This window comes from Methylobacterium sp. Leaf108 (genome assembly GCF_001423265.1).
Lineage (GTDB): Bacteria > Pseudomonadota > Alphaproteobacteria > Rhizobiales > Beijerinckiaceae > Methylobacterium.
Genome location: NZ_LMND01000006.1, coordinates 23467 through 39205 on the forward strand (window position 1 = coordinate 23467; position 15739 = coordinate 39205).

The window sequence follows — 15739 nt, forward strand, 5'->3', positions numbered from 1 at the left end:
CGTGGTGGCCGCTGTGGGAGTCGAACCCACACGGGCATGGCCCGAGGCATTTTAAGTGCCTTCCGTCTACCAGTTTCGGCAAGCGGCCCTGTCACACCGGTCCCGTCATAGCGCATGGACCCGGGCGAGGACAACGCGAGCGTGGCCGTGCCGACCGGGGTTTGCGCGATCGACGCCCCGAGCTCGGCAGGGCGTCCGATAGGCCGATCGCGGCCCCGGACTTCAGCGCGCGTTCTCCCCTGCCCCGCGCGATGAGCACGGCGCCCGCGACCCGGCGGTGGTTCGACCCGGTCCCTCGATCCGTCGCGAGACGCTGAACTCCTGATTGGTGACCAGCGAGCCGACGCACAAAAGTGCACGGGTCCACGAAAAAGGGGCCGCCTTTCGGCGACCCCTTCTGCGTTTCGATGGTTCTGCGGTCGGTTCTATTCGGCCGCCGAAGGCAGCTCGTCGAGCGTGCGGGCGCCGCTCTCCGAGGCCTTCTGCTGCAGGATCAGGGTGTCGCGGCGGCGGGCGACGGCCCGGATGTCGGCCGCCATGGAGCCGGTTCCGGCGGGGATCAGCGACCCGACGATGACGTTTTCCTTGAGGCCTTCGAGGTAGTCGATCTTGCCGTTGACCGCCGCCTCGGTGAGGACGCGGGTGGTCTCCTGGAACGAGGCCGCCGAGATGAACGACTTCGTCTGAAGGCTCGCCTTGGTGATGCCGAGCAGCACCGGCACGCCCACCACCGGCTTCTTGCCCTCGGCGAGAAGCTTCTCGTTGATGTCGGCCAGTTCCGTCCGGTCGATCTGGTCGCCCGTCAGGATCTCGGAATCGCCGCCGTCGGTGATCTCCACCTTCTGCAGCATCTGCCGGACGATCACCTCGATGTGCTTGTCGTTGATGGACACGCCCTGGAGCCGGTAGACCTCCTGGATCTCGTTGACGAGGTAGGCCGCGAGCTCCTCCACGCCCTTGATCGCCAGGATGTCGTGCGGTGCCGGGTTGCCGTCGACGATGTAGTCGCCGAGTTCCACCACGTCCCCATCCTGCAGGTGGATGTGCTTGCCCTTGGGGATCAGGTACTCGACCGCGTCCGAACCGTCGTGCGGGGTCAGCGTCAGGCGACGCTTGTTCTTGTAGTCGCGCCCGAACTGGATCGTCCCGGACTTCTCCGCGATGATCGCCGCGTCCTTCGGCCGACGTGCCTCGAACAGCTCCGCCACCCGCGGCAGACCGCCGGTGATGTCGCGGGTCTTGGCCGAGTCGGTGGAGACGCGGGCGAGGATGTCGCCGGCCTTCACCGAGGCTCCCGGATCGTAACCGATGATGGCGTCCACCGGCAGGAAGTACCGCGCGTCCGAGCCGCGCGGCAGCTTCATCGGCTTGCCGTCCTTGTCGAGCACCAGCATCGCCGGCTTGAGGTCGGCGGTGCGGGCGGTGCCGCGCCAATCGATGACGACGCGCTTGGCGATGCCGGTCGATTCGTCGGTGGTCTCGGTGATCGACTGGCCGTCGATCAGGTCCTCGTAGGCCACCACGCCGTCGGTCTCGGTGATGATCGGACGGGTGTAGGGGTCCCATTCGGCGATACGCTGGCCGCGCTTGACCTGATCGCCCTCGTCGACGCGCAGGCGCGCGCCGTACTGCAGGCGGTGGACCGCCCGCTCCGAACCATCCGTGCCGACGATGACGACGGCGACGTTACGACCGGTGGCGATGAGGTCGCCGTCGGTATTGCGGGCGAGCGCCCGGTTGCGGATCTTGATCGTGCCTTCGAAGCTCGACTCGATGAAGGACGAATCCGCGATCTGCGCCGCGCCGCCGATGTGGAAGGTGCGCATCGTGAGCTGGGTGCCCGGCTCGCCGATGGACTGCGCCGCGATGACGCCGACCGCCTCGCCCATGTTGACGGGCGTGCCGCGGGCGAGATCGCGCCCGTAGCAGGTGGCGCAGACGCCGCTCTTGGTGGCGCAGACCAGCACCGAGCGGATCTTCACCTCCTGGATGCCGGCGGCCTGGATCGCCGGCAGGTGCTTCTCCTCGATCGTCTCGTTGGTCTTGACGATGACGGTGCCGTCCTGGGCGACCAGGTCCTCGGCCGTGGCACGACCGAGGATACGGATCGAGAGCGGGGCCACGACCTGGCCGGCATCGACGATGGCGCGCATCTTGATGCCGTTGGAGGTGCCGCAATCGACCTCGCGAATGACCGCGTCCTGCGCCACGTCGACGAGACGGCGGGTGAGGTAGCCGGAGTTGGCGGTCTTCAACGCCGTGTCCGCGAGGCCCTTACGGGCACCGTGGGTGGAGTTGAAGTACTCGAGCACGTCGAGGCCTTCCTTGAAGTTCGAGATGATCGGCGTCTCGATGATCTCGCCCGAGGGCTTGGCCATGAGGCCACGCATGGCGGCGAGCTGCTTCATCTGCGCCGGCGAACCGCGGGCACCGGAATGGCTCATCATATAGATCGAGTTGATCTGCTTGTCAGCGCCGTTCTCGTCCTTCTGCACGGTCGAGATGCGCAGCATCATCTCGGCGGCGAGCTTGTCCGAGCACTTCGCCCAGGCATCGACGACCTTGTTGTACTTCTCGCCCTGGGTGATCAGGCCGTCGTTGTACTGCTGCTCGTAGTCCTTCACGAGCGCGCGGGTGTCGTCGACGATGGGCCACTTGTTGTCGGGCACCACCATGTCGTCCTTGCCGAACGAGATGCCGGCCTTGAACGCATGGTTGAAGCCCAGCGCCATGATGCGATCGCAGAAGATCACCGACTCCTTCTGACCGCAGTGGCGGTAGACGGTGTCGATCATCGCCGAGATCTCCTTCTTGGTCATCAGCTTGTTGACGACGTCGAAGGGCACGTTCTTGTGCAGCGGCAGGGCACCCGAGAGGATCACGCGGCCCGGAGTGGTATCGTAGGTCTTGGTCAGCGGCTCGCCGTCGGGGCCGATGCCCTTCCAGCGCCACTTGATCTTGGAGTGCAGCTTGACGGCGCCCGCAGCCAGCGCGTGCTCCAGCTCGCCGACGTTGCCGTAGACGCCCTGCATCGGGTTCTTCGGGTTGTCGGCGTTGAACGCGCCGACCAACCCCTCGCCGACGATCGACAGGTAGTAGAGGCCGAGCACGATGTCCTGCGAGGGCACGATGATCGGCTGGCCGTTGGCCGGGTGCAGGATGTTGTTGGTCGACATCATCAGCACGCGCGCTTCCAGCTGAGCCTCGAGGCTCAGGGGAACGTGCACGGCCATCTGGTCACCGTCGAAGTCAGCGTTGAAGGCGGCGCAGACCAGCGGGTGCAGCTGGATCGCCTTGCCCTCGATGAGCTTGGGCTCGAACGCCTGGATGCCGAGGCGGTGCAGCGTCGGCGCACGGTTGAGCATCACCGGGTGCTCGCGGATGACCTCGTCGAGGATATCCCAGACTTCCGGCTTCTCCTTCTCGACGAGCTTCTTGGCCTGCTTGACCGTAGCCGAGAAACCCTTGGCGTCGAGGCGCGCGTAGATGAACGGCTTGAACAGCTCCAGCGCCATCTTCTTGGGCAGGCCGCACTGGTGCAGTTTCAGCTCCGGGCCCACCACGATGACCGACCGGCCGGAGTAGTCGACGCGCTTGCCGAGCAGGTTCTGGCGGAACCGGCCCTGCTTGCCCTTCAGCATGTCGGCGAGCGACTTCAGCGGACGCTTGTTGGCACCCGTGATGACGCGGCCGCGGCGGCCGTTGTCGAACAGCGCGTCGACCGCCTCCTGAAGCATGCGCTTCTCGTTGCGGATGATGATGTCGGGCGCGCGCAGCTCGATCAGCCGCTTGAGGCGGTTGTTGCGGTTGATGACGCGGCGGTAGAGATCGTTGAGATCGGACGTGGCGAAGCGGCCGCCGTCGAGCGGGACGAGCGGGCGCAGGTCCGGCGGGATCACCGGCACCACGGTGAGGATCATCCACTCGGGCTTGTTGCCCGACATCTGGAAGGCCTCGATGATCTTCAGGCGCTTGAGGAGCTTCTTGGGCTTGAGCTCCGACGTCGTCGTCGCGATCTCCTCGCGCAGGCTGTTGGCGATGCCGTCGAGGTCGAGTTCCTGCAGGATGCGGCGGATGGCTTCCGCGCCGATCATCGCCGTGAACGAATCCTCGCCGTACTCCTCCTGGGCGCGCAGGTACTCCTCCTCGGACAGGAGCTGACGCTCCTTCAGGGGGGTGAGGCCGGGCTCGATGGTGACGTAGGACTCGAAGTACAGGATGCGCTCGAGATCCTTGAGCGCCATGTCGAGCAGCAGGCCGATGCGCGAGGGCAGCGACTTCAGGAACCAGATGTGGGCGACGGGGGCGGCGAGCTCGATGTGGCCCATGCGGTCGCGCCGCACGCGCGCGAGGGTGACCTCGACGCCGCACTTCTCGCAGATGACGCCCTTGTACTTCATGCGCTTGTACTTGCCACACAAGCACTCGTAGTCCTTGATCGGTCCAAAGATGCGCGCGCAGAACAGGCCGTCACGCTCGGGCTTGAACGTGCGGTAGTTGATCGTCTCGGGCTTCTTGATCTCGCCGAAGGACCACGACAGAATCTTCTCAGGCGACGAGATCGAGATCTTGATCTGGTCGAAGCTCTGAGGCTGAGACTGCTGGTTGAAAAGATTCATGACCTCTTGGTTCATGGATCAACTCCTGCTGACGGGGCGCGCCCTCCGCCGAGGGGCTACCGCGTGCTGAAAACTCAAGGTCGGCGCCGCGACTGCCTCAGTCGCCGCTGGCCGTCGTCCATCCGAGAGGCGCTTCCCCTCCCCGCTCGCACCGCGCCGGCCCGTCGGGCCGGCGCGGGAGCGTCTGGTGTCGTACTACTCGGCCGCCTCGGCGGGCGGCTCGAGCTGGTCGTTGGCGCTCTTCTTGGTGGAGGTGAGCTCCACGTTGAGGCCGAGCGAGCGCATCTCCTTGACGAGCACGTTGAACGACTCGGGGATGCCCGCCTCGAAGGTGTCGTCGCCGCGCACGATCGCCTCATAGACCTTGGTGCGGCCGGCGACGTCATCCGACTTCACCGTCAGCATCTCCTGCAGCGTGTAGGCGGCACCGTAGGCCTCCAGCGCCCAGACCTCCATCTCGCCGAAGCGCTGGCCACCGAACTGCGCCTTTCCGCCCAGCGGCTGCTGGGTGACGAGGGAGTACGGCCCGATCGACCGGGCGTGGATCTTGTCGTCCACGAGGTGGTGCAGCTTCAGCATGTAGATGTAGCCCATCGTCACCTTGCGGTCGAAGGGCTCGCCGGTGCGGCCATCGTAGAGGGTCGACTGGGCCGACCGGTCGAGACCGGCCATTTCCAGCATCGTCTCGATGTCGGCTTCCTTGGCTCCGTTGAACACCGGGGTGGCCATCGGCACGCCGCGGCGCACGTTGTTAGCGGCCTCCGCCATGTCCTCGTCCGACAAGCCCTCCAGCTCCGACGGCGAGTAGATCGCCTGCATCTCCGCCTTGAGGGGCGCGATGTCGTTGGAACGCAGGTAGGCGTCCACCGCGAGCCCGACCTTGCGGCCGAGGCCGGCGGCGGCCCAGCCGAGGTGGGTCTCGAGGATCTGACCGACGTTCATGCGCGAGGGCACGCCCAGCGGGTTCAGCACGATGTCGGCATGGGTCCCGTCCTCCAGGAACGGCATGTCCTCGATCGGCACGATCCGCGACACGACACCCTTGTTGCCGTGACGGCCGGCCATCTTGTCGCCCGGCTGGATCTTGCGCTTCACCGCCACGAAGACCTTGACCATCTTCATGACGCCGGGGGGCAGCTCGTCGCCGCGCTGAAGCTTCTCGACCTTGTCGAGGAAGCGCTGCTCGAGGCGCTTCTTCGACTCGTCGTACTGCTTCTGCATCGCTTCCATCTCGGTCATGAGACGGTCGTCGACCACGGCGAACTGCCACCACTGCGAGCGGGGATACTCGTTGAGGATCTCCCGCGACAGCGTGGTCTCCTTCTTGAACCCCTTCGGACCGGCGATCGGCGCCTGGCCGATCAGCACGCCGGCGAGGCGCGCGTAGGTGTTGCGGTCGAGGATCGCCTGCTCGTCGTCGCGATCCTTGGCCAGGCGCTCGATCTCCTCGCGCTCGATCGCCTGGGCGCGCTCGTCCTTGTCGACGCCGTGCCGGTTGAACACCCGCACCTCGACGATGGTGCCGGTCACGCCCGGGGGCACCCGCAGCGAGGTGTCGCGCACGTCCGACGCCTTCTCGCCGAAGATGGCGCGAAGGAGCTTCTCCTCCGGCGTCATCGGGCTTTCGCCCTTCGGGGTGATCTTGCCGCACAGGATGTCGCCCGCATGGACCTCGGCGCCGATGTAGACGATGCCGGCCTCGTCGAGGTTCTTGAGCGCCTCTTCCGAGACGTTCGGGATGTCGCGGGTGATCTCTTCCGGACCGAGCTTGGTGTCCCGGGCCATCACCTCGAATTCCTCGATGTGGATCGAGGTGAACACGTCGTCCTTCACGATCCGCTCGGAGAGCAGGATCGAGTCCTCGAAGTTGTAGCCGTTCCACGGCATGAACGCGACGAGCACGTTGCGGCCGAGCGCGAGTTCACCGAACTCCGTCGAGGGACCGTCGGCGATGATCTCGCCCTTCTTGACGGTCTCGCCGACGCGCACCAGCGGCTTCTGCGTGATGCAGGTCGACTGGTTGGAGCGCTGGAACTTCTGCAGGCGATAGATGTCGACGCCGGGCTTGGTGGCGTCGGCCTCTTCCGTGGCGCGGATGACGATACGGGTGGCATCGACCTGGTCGATGATGCCCGAGCGCCGCGCCGCGATGGCCGCACCCGAGTCGCGGGCGACGACGGCTTCCATGCCGGTGCCGACGAAAGGCGCGTCGGCGCGGACCAGCGGCACCGCCTGGCGCTGCATGTTCGAGCCCATCAGCGCGCGGTTGGCGTCGTCGTTCTCGAGGAACGGGATCAGCGCCGCCGCCACCGAGACGAGCTGCTTGGGGGACACGTCCATCAGGTCGACGCGGTCGGGGGCGACGACGATGACGTCGCCGGCCCGGCGGCAGACCACGAGCTCTTCGATGAGCTTGAAGTTCTCGTCCATCTGGGCGTTGGCCTGGGCGACGAAGTACTTCGCCTCCTCCATGGCCGAGAGGTAGGACACCTCGGTGGTGACGACCCCGTCCTTGACCCGGCGGAACGGCGTCTCGATGAAGCCGTACTTGTTCACCCGCGCGAAGGTGGCGAGCGAGTTGATCAGGCCGATGTTGGGGCCTTCCGGCGTCTCGATCGGGCAGATGCGGCCGTAGTGGGTCGGGTGCACGTCGCGCACCTCGAAGCCGGCACGCTCACGGGTGAGACCGCCGGGGCCGAGCGCCGAGAGGCGACGCTTGTGCGTCACTTCCGAGAGCGGGTTGGTCTGGTCCATGAACTGCGACAGCTGCGACGAGCCGAAGAACTCGCGCACCGCGGCCGCCGCGGGCTTGGCGTTGATGAGGTCCTGCGGCATCACCGTGTCGATATCGACCGAGGACATCCGCTCCTTGATGGCGCGCTCCATGCGCAGCAGGCCGAGGCGGTACTGGTTTTCCATGAGCTCGCCGACGGAGCGCACGCGGCGGTTGCCGAGGTGGTCGATGTCGTCGATCTCGCCCTTGCCGTCGCGCAGGTCCACCAGCGCCTTGACGACGGCGAGCATGTCCTCGCGGCGCAGCGTGCGCACGGTGTCCTCGGCGTCGAGGTCGAGGCGCATGTTCATCTTCACGCGGCCGACCGCGGAGAGGTCGTAGCGCTCGGAATCGAAGAACAGCGAGTGGAACATCGCCTCGGCCGTATCCAGCGTCGGCGGCTCGCCCGGGCGCATGACCCGGTAGATGTCGAACAGCGCGCCCTCGCGGGACGAGTTCTTGTCCACGGCCAGCGTGTTGCGGATGTAGGGACCGACGTTGACGTGGTCGATGTCGAGCAGCGGCAGTTCGGTGATGCCGACCTCTTCCAGGCTCTTGAGGAGCTTGTCGGAAATCTCGTCGCCGGCCTCGGCCCAGATCTCGCCGGTCTTGGGGTTGACGAGATCCTCGGCGATGTATTGGCCGATCAGGTCCTCGTCGGTGGCCTTGAGGAAGTTGACGCCGCGCTCGGCGATCTGCCGGGCGTTGCGGGCGTTCAGCTTCTTGCCGGCTTCGAGCACGACTTCGCCGGACTCGGCGTCGACGAGGTCGACCGAGGCCTTGAAGCCCTTCAGGCGCTCGGCGTCGTAGGGCACGCGCCAGTCGGCGCCGTCGCGATCGTAGATCACGCGGTTGTAGAAGGTCGACAGGATCTCTTCGCCGTCGAGGCCGAGCGCGAACAGCAGCGAGGTCACCGGCAGCTTGCGCTTCCGGTCGATGCGCACGTGGACGATGTCCTTGGCATCGAACTCGACGTCGAGCCAGGAGCCGCGATAGGGGATGATGCGCGCCGCGAACAGGAGCTTGCCCGACGAGTGGGTCTTGCCCTTGTCGTGATCGAAGAACACGCCGGGCGACCGGTGCATCTGCGAGACGATGACGCGCTCGGTGCCGTTGACGATGAAGGTGCCGTTCTCCGTCATCAGGGGCATGTCGCCCATGTAGACGTCCTGCTCCTTGATGTCCTTGACGGACTTGGCGCCGGTGTCGGGATCCACATCGAACACGATGAGGCGCAACGTGACCTTGAGCGGGGCCGCGAAGGTGATGCCGCGCTGACGGCACTCGTCGACGTCGTATTTCGGCTGTTCGAAGGTGTACTTGACGAATTCGAGCAGGGCCGTGGCCGAGAAGTCCGAGATCGGGAAGACCGACTTGAAGACGGTCTGCAGGCCCTCGTCGCCGCGGCCGCCCTCCGGCTCGTCCATCATCAGGAACTGGTCGTAGGATGCCTTCTGAACCTCGATGAGGTTCGGCATCTCGGCCACTTCCTTGATCTTTCCGAAGAACTTCCGAATGCGCTTGCGACCGACCAGCGTATTGGCCATGTGTGACCTCGCTCCACCATCTCAGCGTGCCGGGTGCCCGGGGAAGGCCATGTGCCTCCCGCAACCAGGCGATGGACCCGCCCCGCCGGACGACGACCCACCCGAATTGATCTCGCCGAACCTGGCCTCAGGTTCGCCGGCCGCCGGAAGCGGCCTTAGCCCGCGGGTGTGAACCCGCGGGCCTCGGTGTCCGGCCGGCCCTCGAGGGACCGGCCGGAGGTATCGAGCCCGATGCGGCCCGACACGGAGTGTTACTTGAGCTCGACCTTGGCGCCGGCCTTCTCGAGCTGCGCCTTGATCTTCTCGGCCTCGTCCTTAGTCACGGACTCCTTGACGGCCTTGGGAGCCGCCTCGACCAGATCCTTGGCTTCCTTCAGGCCGAGGCCGGTGATCGCGCGGACCTCCTTGATGACCTCGATCTTCTTGTCGCCGGCGGCGGCGAGCATGACCGTGAACTCGGTCTGCTCCTCGACGGCGGCAGCCGGGCCGGCGGCAGGGCCGGCGGCGACGGCGACGGCGGCAGCGGCCGAGACGCCCCACTTCTCTTCGAGCATCTTGGCGAGGTCGGCGGCCTCGAGGACGGTGAGCGACGACAGGTCGTCGACGAGCTTGGCGAGATCAGCCATGGTTCGGTTCCTTGGTAAAGATCGGTTTGAACGGATCGGTTTGACGATGAAGGACCGCGCGGCTCAGGCCGCTTCGTCCTTGGTGGCATAGGCCCCGAACACGCGGGCGAGCTTGGCCGCCGGCGCATTGACGACTTGTGCGATCTTGGTCGCGGGAGCCTGGACGAGGCCCACGATCTTGGCGCGCAGTTCGTCGAGGGACGGGAGCGAGGCGAGCGCCTTCACACCATCCGGGTTCAGGGCGGTCGTTCCCATGGCGCCGCCGAGGATCACGAGCTTGTCGTTACCCTTGGCGAAATCCACCGCCACCTTGGCGGCCGCGACCGGATCGCTCGAATAGGCGAGCAGGGTCGGGCCCTTCAGGAGGGGCTTGATGGAGGCGACGTCCGTGCCATCGAGAGCGATGTTGGCGATGCGGTTCTTGGTGACCTTCACGGTGGCACCGGCGAGCTTCATCTGCGTGCGCAGCTTCTGCATCTCGGCGACCGTGAGGCCTTTGTAGTGGGCCACGACGACAACGGACGTGTTCGCGAACACGCCGTTGAGCGTCGAGACGAGATCAGCTTTGGCTGTCCTGTCCACTGGGGCTCTCTCCGGTTGGCGGAACCCCCTCGAGGAGGGTCCGCCGGTTGCACATGCCGCCCGGGACGGAACTCGGCTCAAATAGAAGCCGGAACGTCCTGGACGACGCTTCACGGCCCTGTCCCCTGACGCCCCCGTAAACGGTGGACGACACGGGCGAGATGGTTCAAACCGATGCCCCACGACACTGCGGGATGCAGCGAAGCGAGGGTGTTGAAGTCGGTCTTCCCCGTCTGTGCAGGCTTGGCGGATTAAGCCGGTGACCCGGCGCCTGCAGTCTCGGACAGGACATAGCCGGACGAAGTTCCGAAGCGCTTGGCGCCCCTCGAAACCCTCCGGCCATCATCGCCCGGTCGCCCGGACGATGTCTCTCCGGGAAGGCGACCTGACGGCCGGTTCCCGGTTGGTGTCTGAAAACGTTGAGAGGCGTCTATAAGGCCTCGCATGTCGCGTGCCAAGGGCTGCGATGCGATAATTGCGTCGCAGGCTACGATTTGCCTTGACGCCTCTGCGTCTTCCGCATGCGCCGTTCAGGTCGGGAGGAAGCGGCGAGCGGCGCGCCACCACGGCTCGCGCTCGGTGCGCGGCTGGTCGGCCTTGGCCGCGTAGAACGAGGCGTTGTGCTCGCCCCGCAGCGCCTCGCGCGTGAACCGGATCAGGTGGTGGGCGACGAAGCCCATGTTGAACACCGCCTCGATCTGGCCGCGCTTCAGGGCGTGGGCGGCCGCCCGCCAGAACACCCGACGGTAGTCCGACAGCAGCCCGACCCGCACCGCGATATTGAAGCCGAGGATGAGCCCGCGCCGCAGGTTGGTCCGGGTGAGCTTGCCCTTGGTCGGCGTCTTGATCCGGTTCGGATAGGTCACCTCGACCTGGTGACGGAACCGCTCGAACAGATGGGCGGGCTCGTAGGCGTGGGCGATGGCCCGGCGCCAGCTCGCCACCACGTCGTCGTGCGGCCGCTTGAACAGGACGTTGGACTCGAGCGACGCATCGTGGACGAGGCGACCCTCGCGGGTCAGCCGGTCCCACAGCGGGGTCTTGGGCAGGGCCTGGAGCAGGTTCATCGTCAGCACCGGCACCGCCGACTTGTCGATGAAGTCGATCAGCTTCTGCTCCGAGCCGTCGCTGTCGGTGTCGAGGCCGAGGATGATGCCGGAGGTCACCTCGAGGCCGAAGCTGTTGAGGGTCTCGATCGCCTCGTACATCGGCACGGCGGCGTTGTGCTTCTTGTCGATGCCCGCCAGCGCCTCCTCTTCCGGCGTCTCGATGCCGACGAAGACGGTCATGAAATTGGCCTGCCGCATCAATTCCAGGATGTCGGGCTGCTTGGCCATGTTCAGCGTCGCCTCGCAGGCGAACTGGAGCGGGAAGTGGTTCTTCTTCTGCCACGCCACCAGGTGGGGCAGCATGTCCTTGGTCGCCTTGCGGTTGCCGATGAAGTTGTCGTCGACGAAATACACCACCGCGGGATGGCCGGGCTGGGAGATGATCGCGTCGAGCTCGGCGCACATCTGCTCGGGCGTCTTCAGGCGCGGCTGGCGTCCGTAGAGCTGCGGGATGTCGCAGAACTCGCAGCGATAGGGGCAGCCCGACGAGAACTGCAGCGAGCCGATCAGGTAGCGCTTGAGCGGGGCGGCCTCGTAGGCGGGCGAGGGAAAGTCGGAGAGCGGCAGGCGCTCCTTGGTCTCCAGCCGCACCTGTGCGGCCGGGATCGAGACGTCCGTGTCGAGGATCTCCACGAGTTGGTCGGTGGCGTCACCGATCTCGCCAACGTGCAGGTAGTCGAACTCGGGGTACTCCTCCGGCGCGCCGGACACCGATGGGCCGCCGAGCACCGTCACCCGGCCGGCCGCATGGGCGCGGGCGTAGATGTCGCGGATCTGCGGCGCCTGGATGTGCATGCCCGACACGAACACCGCGTCGGCCCAGGCGAAATCGTCCGGCCCGGCCCGCTTGATGTTCTCGTCGACGAACCGGCACTCCCACGCCTCGGGCATGTAGGCCGCGATCAGCAGGAGCCCCTGGGGCGGCATGAACGCCTTCACGCCACCCATGAGGGGATAGGCGTGGGCGAAAGTCCCGAAGGACGGTGTGTAGGCGGGAAAGACGCAGAGGATGCGTCGGCGGGAGGTGACCGGGAGGTTGCATCGCATGCGCGCTGTCTAGCACAGCCCGAGCCGGAATCGTCCCCCCGCTTTCGCGTCGGATGCGTCGTTTTTTGTCGCTGCCCGCCGGCCGCGACGGCGCCGGGTCTGGGGCGGCCTCGTCTCCGGGCCCCGCCCGCATGGAAACCGGCGTCGGCGTCCGCCGCGATCAGGCCTTCGGCTTGGGCAGCATGTTCGGCCGCCAGCGCCGATGCATCCACAGCCATTGGCCGGGGTTCTCGCGCACCCACTCCTCGACCACCCGGGTCATCGCCTGGGTGGCGCCCTGGACGTCGATGGCGCCGGTGGCGTCGCGGGGCAGGTCGAGGGGCGGCGTCAGTTCGAGCTTGAAGCGCACGCCCGGTCGCCGGACGACGCGCACCCCGTGGACCGGGCATTCGTAATGCCGGGCGAGCTTGGCCAGGAGCGGGTTGGCCAGCACCGGCCGGCCGAAGAACTCGACGACCACGCCGCGGGTGAAATGCTGGTCGATGAGCTGGCCGAGGTGGCCTCCGCGCTCGACCACGCCCCGCATCGCGAACACCGATCCCTGCCCCGAGGCGGCGAGCCCGCCCATGGTCTCGCGGCGGATCTCCTGCACCAGCCGGGCGCTGGCGGCGTCGTTGGGCGGCCGGAAGATCGCGGTGGCGTCGAGGCCGTATTTCGCCGCGCAGATCGCCGGCAGTTCCCAGTTGGCGAGATGGGCGGAGAAGATCAGGCCGGGCTTGCCGTCCTCGCGCAGGGCGTCGAAATGCGTCTCGCCTTCGACCTCCATGCGCTGGCTCGCCGGATCGGCCGGGTCGACGTCGAACAGCGTGTGCAGATGGGCGTATTCGGCGGCCGTGCGCCCGAGGTTGTCCCAGGCGTCGCGGGCGATGGCGCGGATGGCGGCCTCGTCGCGGTCGGGGAAGGCCGCGCGCAGGTTGTCGAGGGCGATGCGATGCGAGGGCAGCCACGGGCCGACGGTGCGGGTGAGCGCGCCTCCGATCCGGCTCGCGCGTTCCGTCCCGAGTGCGCGCGCCAGCAGGAACAGCCCCCGCACGAGGGGGATCATCGCCAGCCCGGCGAGGCGCGGCAGGTGGCGGTTCAGGAGCAGGGCGAGGCGGAGCAAGGCGAACTCGTGTTGCGGGCGGCAGCCGGTCCGGGCCCGCTTAAAGGCAATCGGCCGTCTCGCCCACCCCGGGCAGGGCTACAGCGTCACCAGGATCTTGCCGAACACCTTTCGCGATTCCAGCCGTTCCAGGCCCGTCCCGAACTGGCTGAGCGGCAGCACCGTGTCCACCACGGGCGTCAGGCCCTCGGCCATCTTGGCGAGCGCATCGCGGATGTTGGCCATCGAGCAGCCGAACGAACCGGTGATACGGTACTGCTGCTGGAACAGCTGCATCAGGTTCATGGTGGTGGAGACGCCGGAGGTCGAGCCGCAGGTGACGAGGCGCCCGCCGCGCTTGAGGCAGAGCAGCGATCCGTTCCAGGTCTCGGGCCCGACATGCTCGAACACCACGTCGACGCCCTTGCGCTTGGTCAGCCGGCGAACCTCGCCCTCGAACCGCTCGGTGCGGTAGTTGATGACGTGGTCGGCGCCCAGCGCCGCCGCCTTCTCGCCTTTGGCGTCGTCGCCCACGGTGGTGAAGACCGTGCAGCCGATGGCCTTGGCCATCTTGATGGCGGCAGTGCCGATGCCCGATCCCCCGGCATGGACCAGGATGCTCTCGCCGGGCTCCAGCTTGGCGTTGTCGAACAGCATGTGCTGCACGGTGCCGAAGGCGATGGGCGCACAGGCCGCATCGGTGAAGCTCACCCCGTGCGGCACCTTGACGACGAGGCGCTCGGGCATCGTCACCCACTCGCGGGCAAAGCCGTCGAGGTGGAAGCCCATCACGCCGGAGACGTCCTCGCAGAGGTTGTCGCGACCCTGGGAGCAGGCCTTGCAGCGTCCGCACGTCCGCGCGCCGTACATCACGACGCGGTCGCCGGGCGCGAAGTCCGTCACGCTTTCGCCGATCGTGACGATCTCGCCGGAGGCCTCGGCTCCGACGGTGAGCGGCAGCTTGCGCTTGGCGAAGGCCATGCCGCGAAAGCCCCAGACGTCGATGAAGTTGAGCCCCACCGCCCGCACCCGGATGCGGACCTCGCCGGGGCCGGGCGCGGCCGGTGGCTCGACGTCGCTCACGCGCAGGTCGCGGTCGCCGAAGAGTTGGAGCGCTTGCATCGACTGTGTTTCCAAGGTTGGCTGTCTAGAGGATCGGCCTGAAAGGTGATCGTCGGCGTTCGGAGATGTCCGACGCCAGGACGATGCGTCAGGCGCCCGATCGGACCGGAGATCCGGGGAGGATCGCTTCGCAGGCCGCACCGAAGGTCCGGCGATCCGTCTCCGACAGATGTCCGATCCGCCGCCCGATCTCGGCGAAGGGAAGCGTGAAGACCTTCCATCGGATCACCGAGCGATGGCTTAGGCCTGCCGGGGCGAGGTCATGGATGACATGATCGCTCGGCCAGTGACTGGCCGCGCCCGTCGTGATCATCGCGCCGACGACGTGTCCGTGCAGGGCATTGAACGCTTTTGCCGATAGAACCAAGACGGGACGTGGTTTGCGTCGTGGAACGTCGAGAAACGGAAACAGCGCGGTCACGACGTCGAACCGCTCAAAGTCCGTCATAGGCCGCCGCATCCTCCGGGCTGTTCCATTCTGTCAGGCCCTCGCTGAGGGACACCAGATACGCATCCGTCGGGCGCCGCTCGGGTTCCACCGTCACCATCGCGCCGCGCCGCGCCTGCAGACCTCGCCAGACGTCTGCGAAATCCGGATCCGGCTCGATCCCGTCGATCGTACCTCCGTCTCTCGCCTTCCTGAAGCGGATCGCATGCCCCTCGACGCGCAGGACGATCGGGTCGTCCGCGTCGAGCGCGCGGATGCGCTCCACCAGGGCCGGATCGCCTTCGATGGAGGTCGCTCGAAGGGTGTCCCCGCTGATGATCATGGTCGCCATCGCAACAGCACTCCTCGTCCGTATCGTACCGACCGCCGGCGTCTGCATCAACGCGGCGGCCTAGCCCGGTTTTGCAAAAGAGGTCACTGGGTCTGCGCCCAAACCCTGCGCCAAATCAACAACTGAGGCGGGTGATGCGGCGGCTTGCCGACGCGAACCTGCTTGGATCTAATCCGGCGCCAGGTACCGCCGCCGTGCCCAACCGAGGATCGGGCCGGCCTTGACCCGGCACCAGGTCAGCCCGCTCGGCGTGTCCGCCGTGCAGCCGAACCCGCGCAGGCGCGCGCCCAGGGGCGCCCGGCCGAGGGCCGGCGCTTCGGCGTCCGGCGTTTCGCGGATGCTGAGGGTGTCGCCCGGAGCGAGGCCGTCGACGCGGAACGCGTCCTGGGCGAGGGTCGGGCTCGCCCACGACAGGGCGGCCACGAGGATCACGACGCGACGGTCCATGCTCGGC

Annotated in this window: 10 protein-coding genes and 1 tRNA gene; all 11 read right to left on the minus strand. The window is 67.0% G+C overall.

Translation table 11 applies throughout. The features are described 5' to 3' along the window. Window positions 1–2: 2 nt before the first annotated feature. Window positions 3–88, minus strand: a tRNA-Leu gene (locus ASF39_RS06135). A 337-nt stretch (window positions 89–425) separates the two neighbouring features. Next, window positions 426–4634, minus strand: a complete 4209-nt coding sequence (gene rpoC, locus ASF39_RS06140) for a DNA-directed RNA polymerase subunit beta' (protein WP_055881522.1) — start codon at window positions 4632–4634, stop codon at window positions 426–428. 180 nt (window positions 4635–4814) lie between these two features. Beyond that, window positions 4815–8939 carry a DNA-directed RNA polymerase subunit beta gene (rpoB, locus tag ASF39_RS06145; protein WP_055881526.1) on the minus strand — a complete coding sequence of 1375 codons (4125 nt, stop codon included), beginning with the start codon at window positions 8937–8939 and terminating at the stop codon, window positions 4815–4817. Between the two features lie 251 nt (window positions 8940–9190). Continuing rightward, window positions 9191–9565 carry a 50S ribosomal protein L7/L12 gene (rplL, locus tag ASF39_RS06150; protein ID WP_055881528.1) on the minus strand — a complete coding sequence of 125 codons (375 nt, stop codon included), beginning with the start codon at window positions 9563–9565 and terminating at the stop codon, window positions 9191–9193. A gap of 63 nt (window positions 9566–9628) precedes the next feature. Beyond that, entirely contained in the window at window positions 9629–10147 is a 519-nt protein-coding gene (rplJ, locus tag ASF39_RS06155; protein ID WP_055881531.1) for a 50S ribosomal protein L10, read from the minus strand. Window positions 10148–10677: 530 nt separating this feature from the next. Next, window positions 10678–12303, minus strand: coding sequence for a B12-binding domain-containing radical SAM protein (locus ASF39_RS06160; protein ID WP_056281946.1), 1626 nt, complete (start codon window positions 12301–12303; stop codon window positions 10678–10680). A 160-nt stretch (window positions 12304–12463) separates the two neighbouring features. Beyond that, a complete protein-coding gene (locus tag ASF39_RS06165) occupies window positions 12464–13405 on the minus strand; it encodes a lipid A biosynthesis lauroyl acyltransferase (protein ID WP_055881537.1) in 942 nt (313 codons plus the stop codon). 78 nt (window positions 13406–13483) lie between these two features. Next, window positions 13484–14506: a zinc-binding dehydrogenase gene (locus ASF39_RS06170; protein WP_055881540.1), complete on the minus strand. Its 1023-nt coding sequence runs from the start codon at window positions 14504–14506 to the stop codon at window positions 13484–13486. A gap of 88 nt (window positions 14507–14594) precedes the next feature. Beyond that, complete coding sequence (locus ASF39_RS06175; protein ID WP_056281949.1) at window positions 14595–14954, minus strand: type II toxin-antitoxin system PemK/MazF family toxin; 360 nt, start codon at window positions 14952–14954, stop codon at window positions 14595–14597. Continuing rightward, window positions 14941–15285: a hypothetical protein gene (locus tag ASF39_RS06180; RefSeq protein WP_056281951.1), complete on the minus strand. Its 345-nt coding sequence runs from the start codon at window positions 15283–15285 to the stop codon at window positions 14941–14943. The genes ASF39_RS06175 and ASF39_RS06180 overlap by 14 nt, the downstream gene beginning before the upstream one ends. A gap of 168 nt (window positions 15286–15453) precedes the next feature. Then, a complete protein-coding gene (locus ASF39_RS06185; RefSeq protein ID WP_056281954.1) occupies window positions 15454–15732 on the minus strand; it encodes an SH3 domain-containing protein in 279 nt (92 codons plus the stop codon). Window positions 15733–15739: the final 7 nt, after the last annotated feature.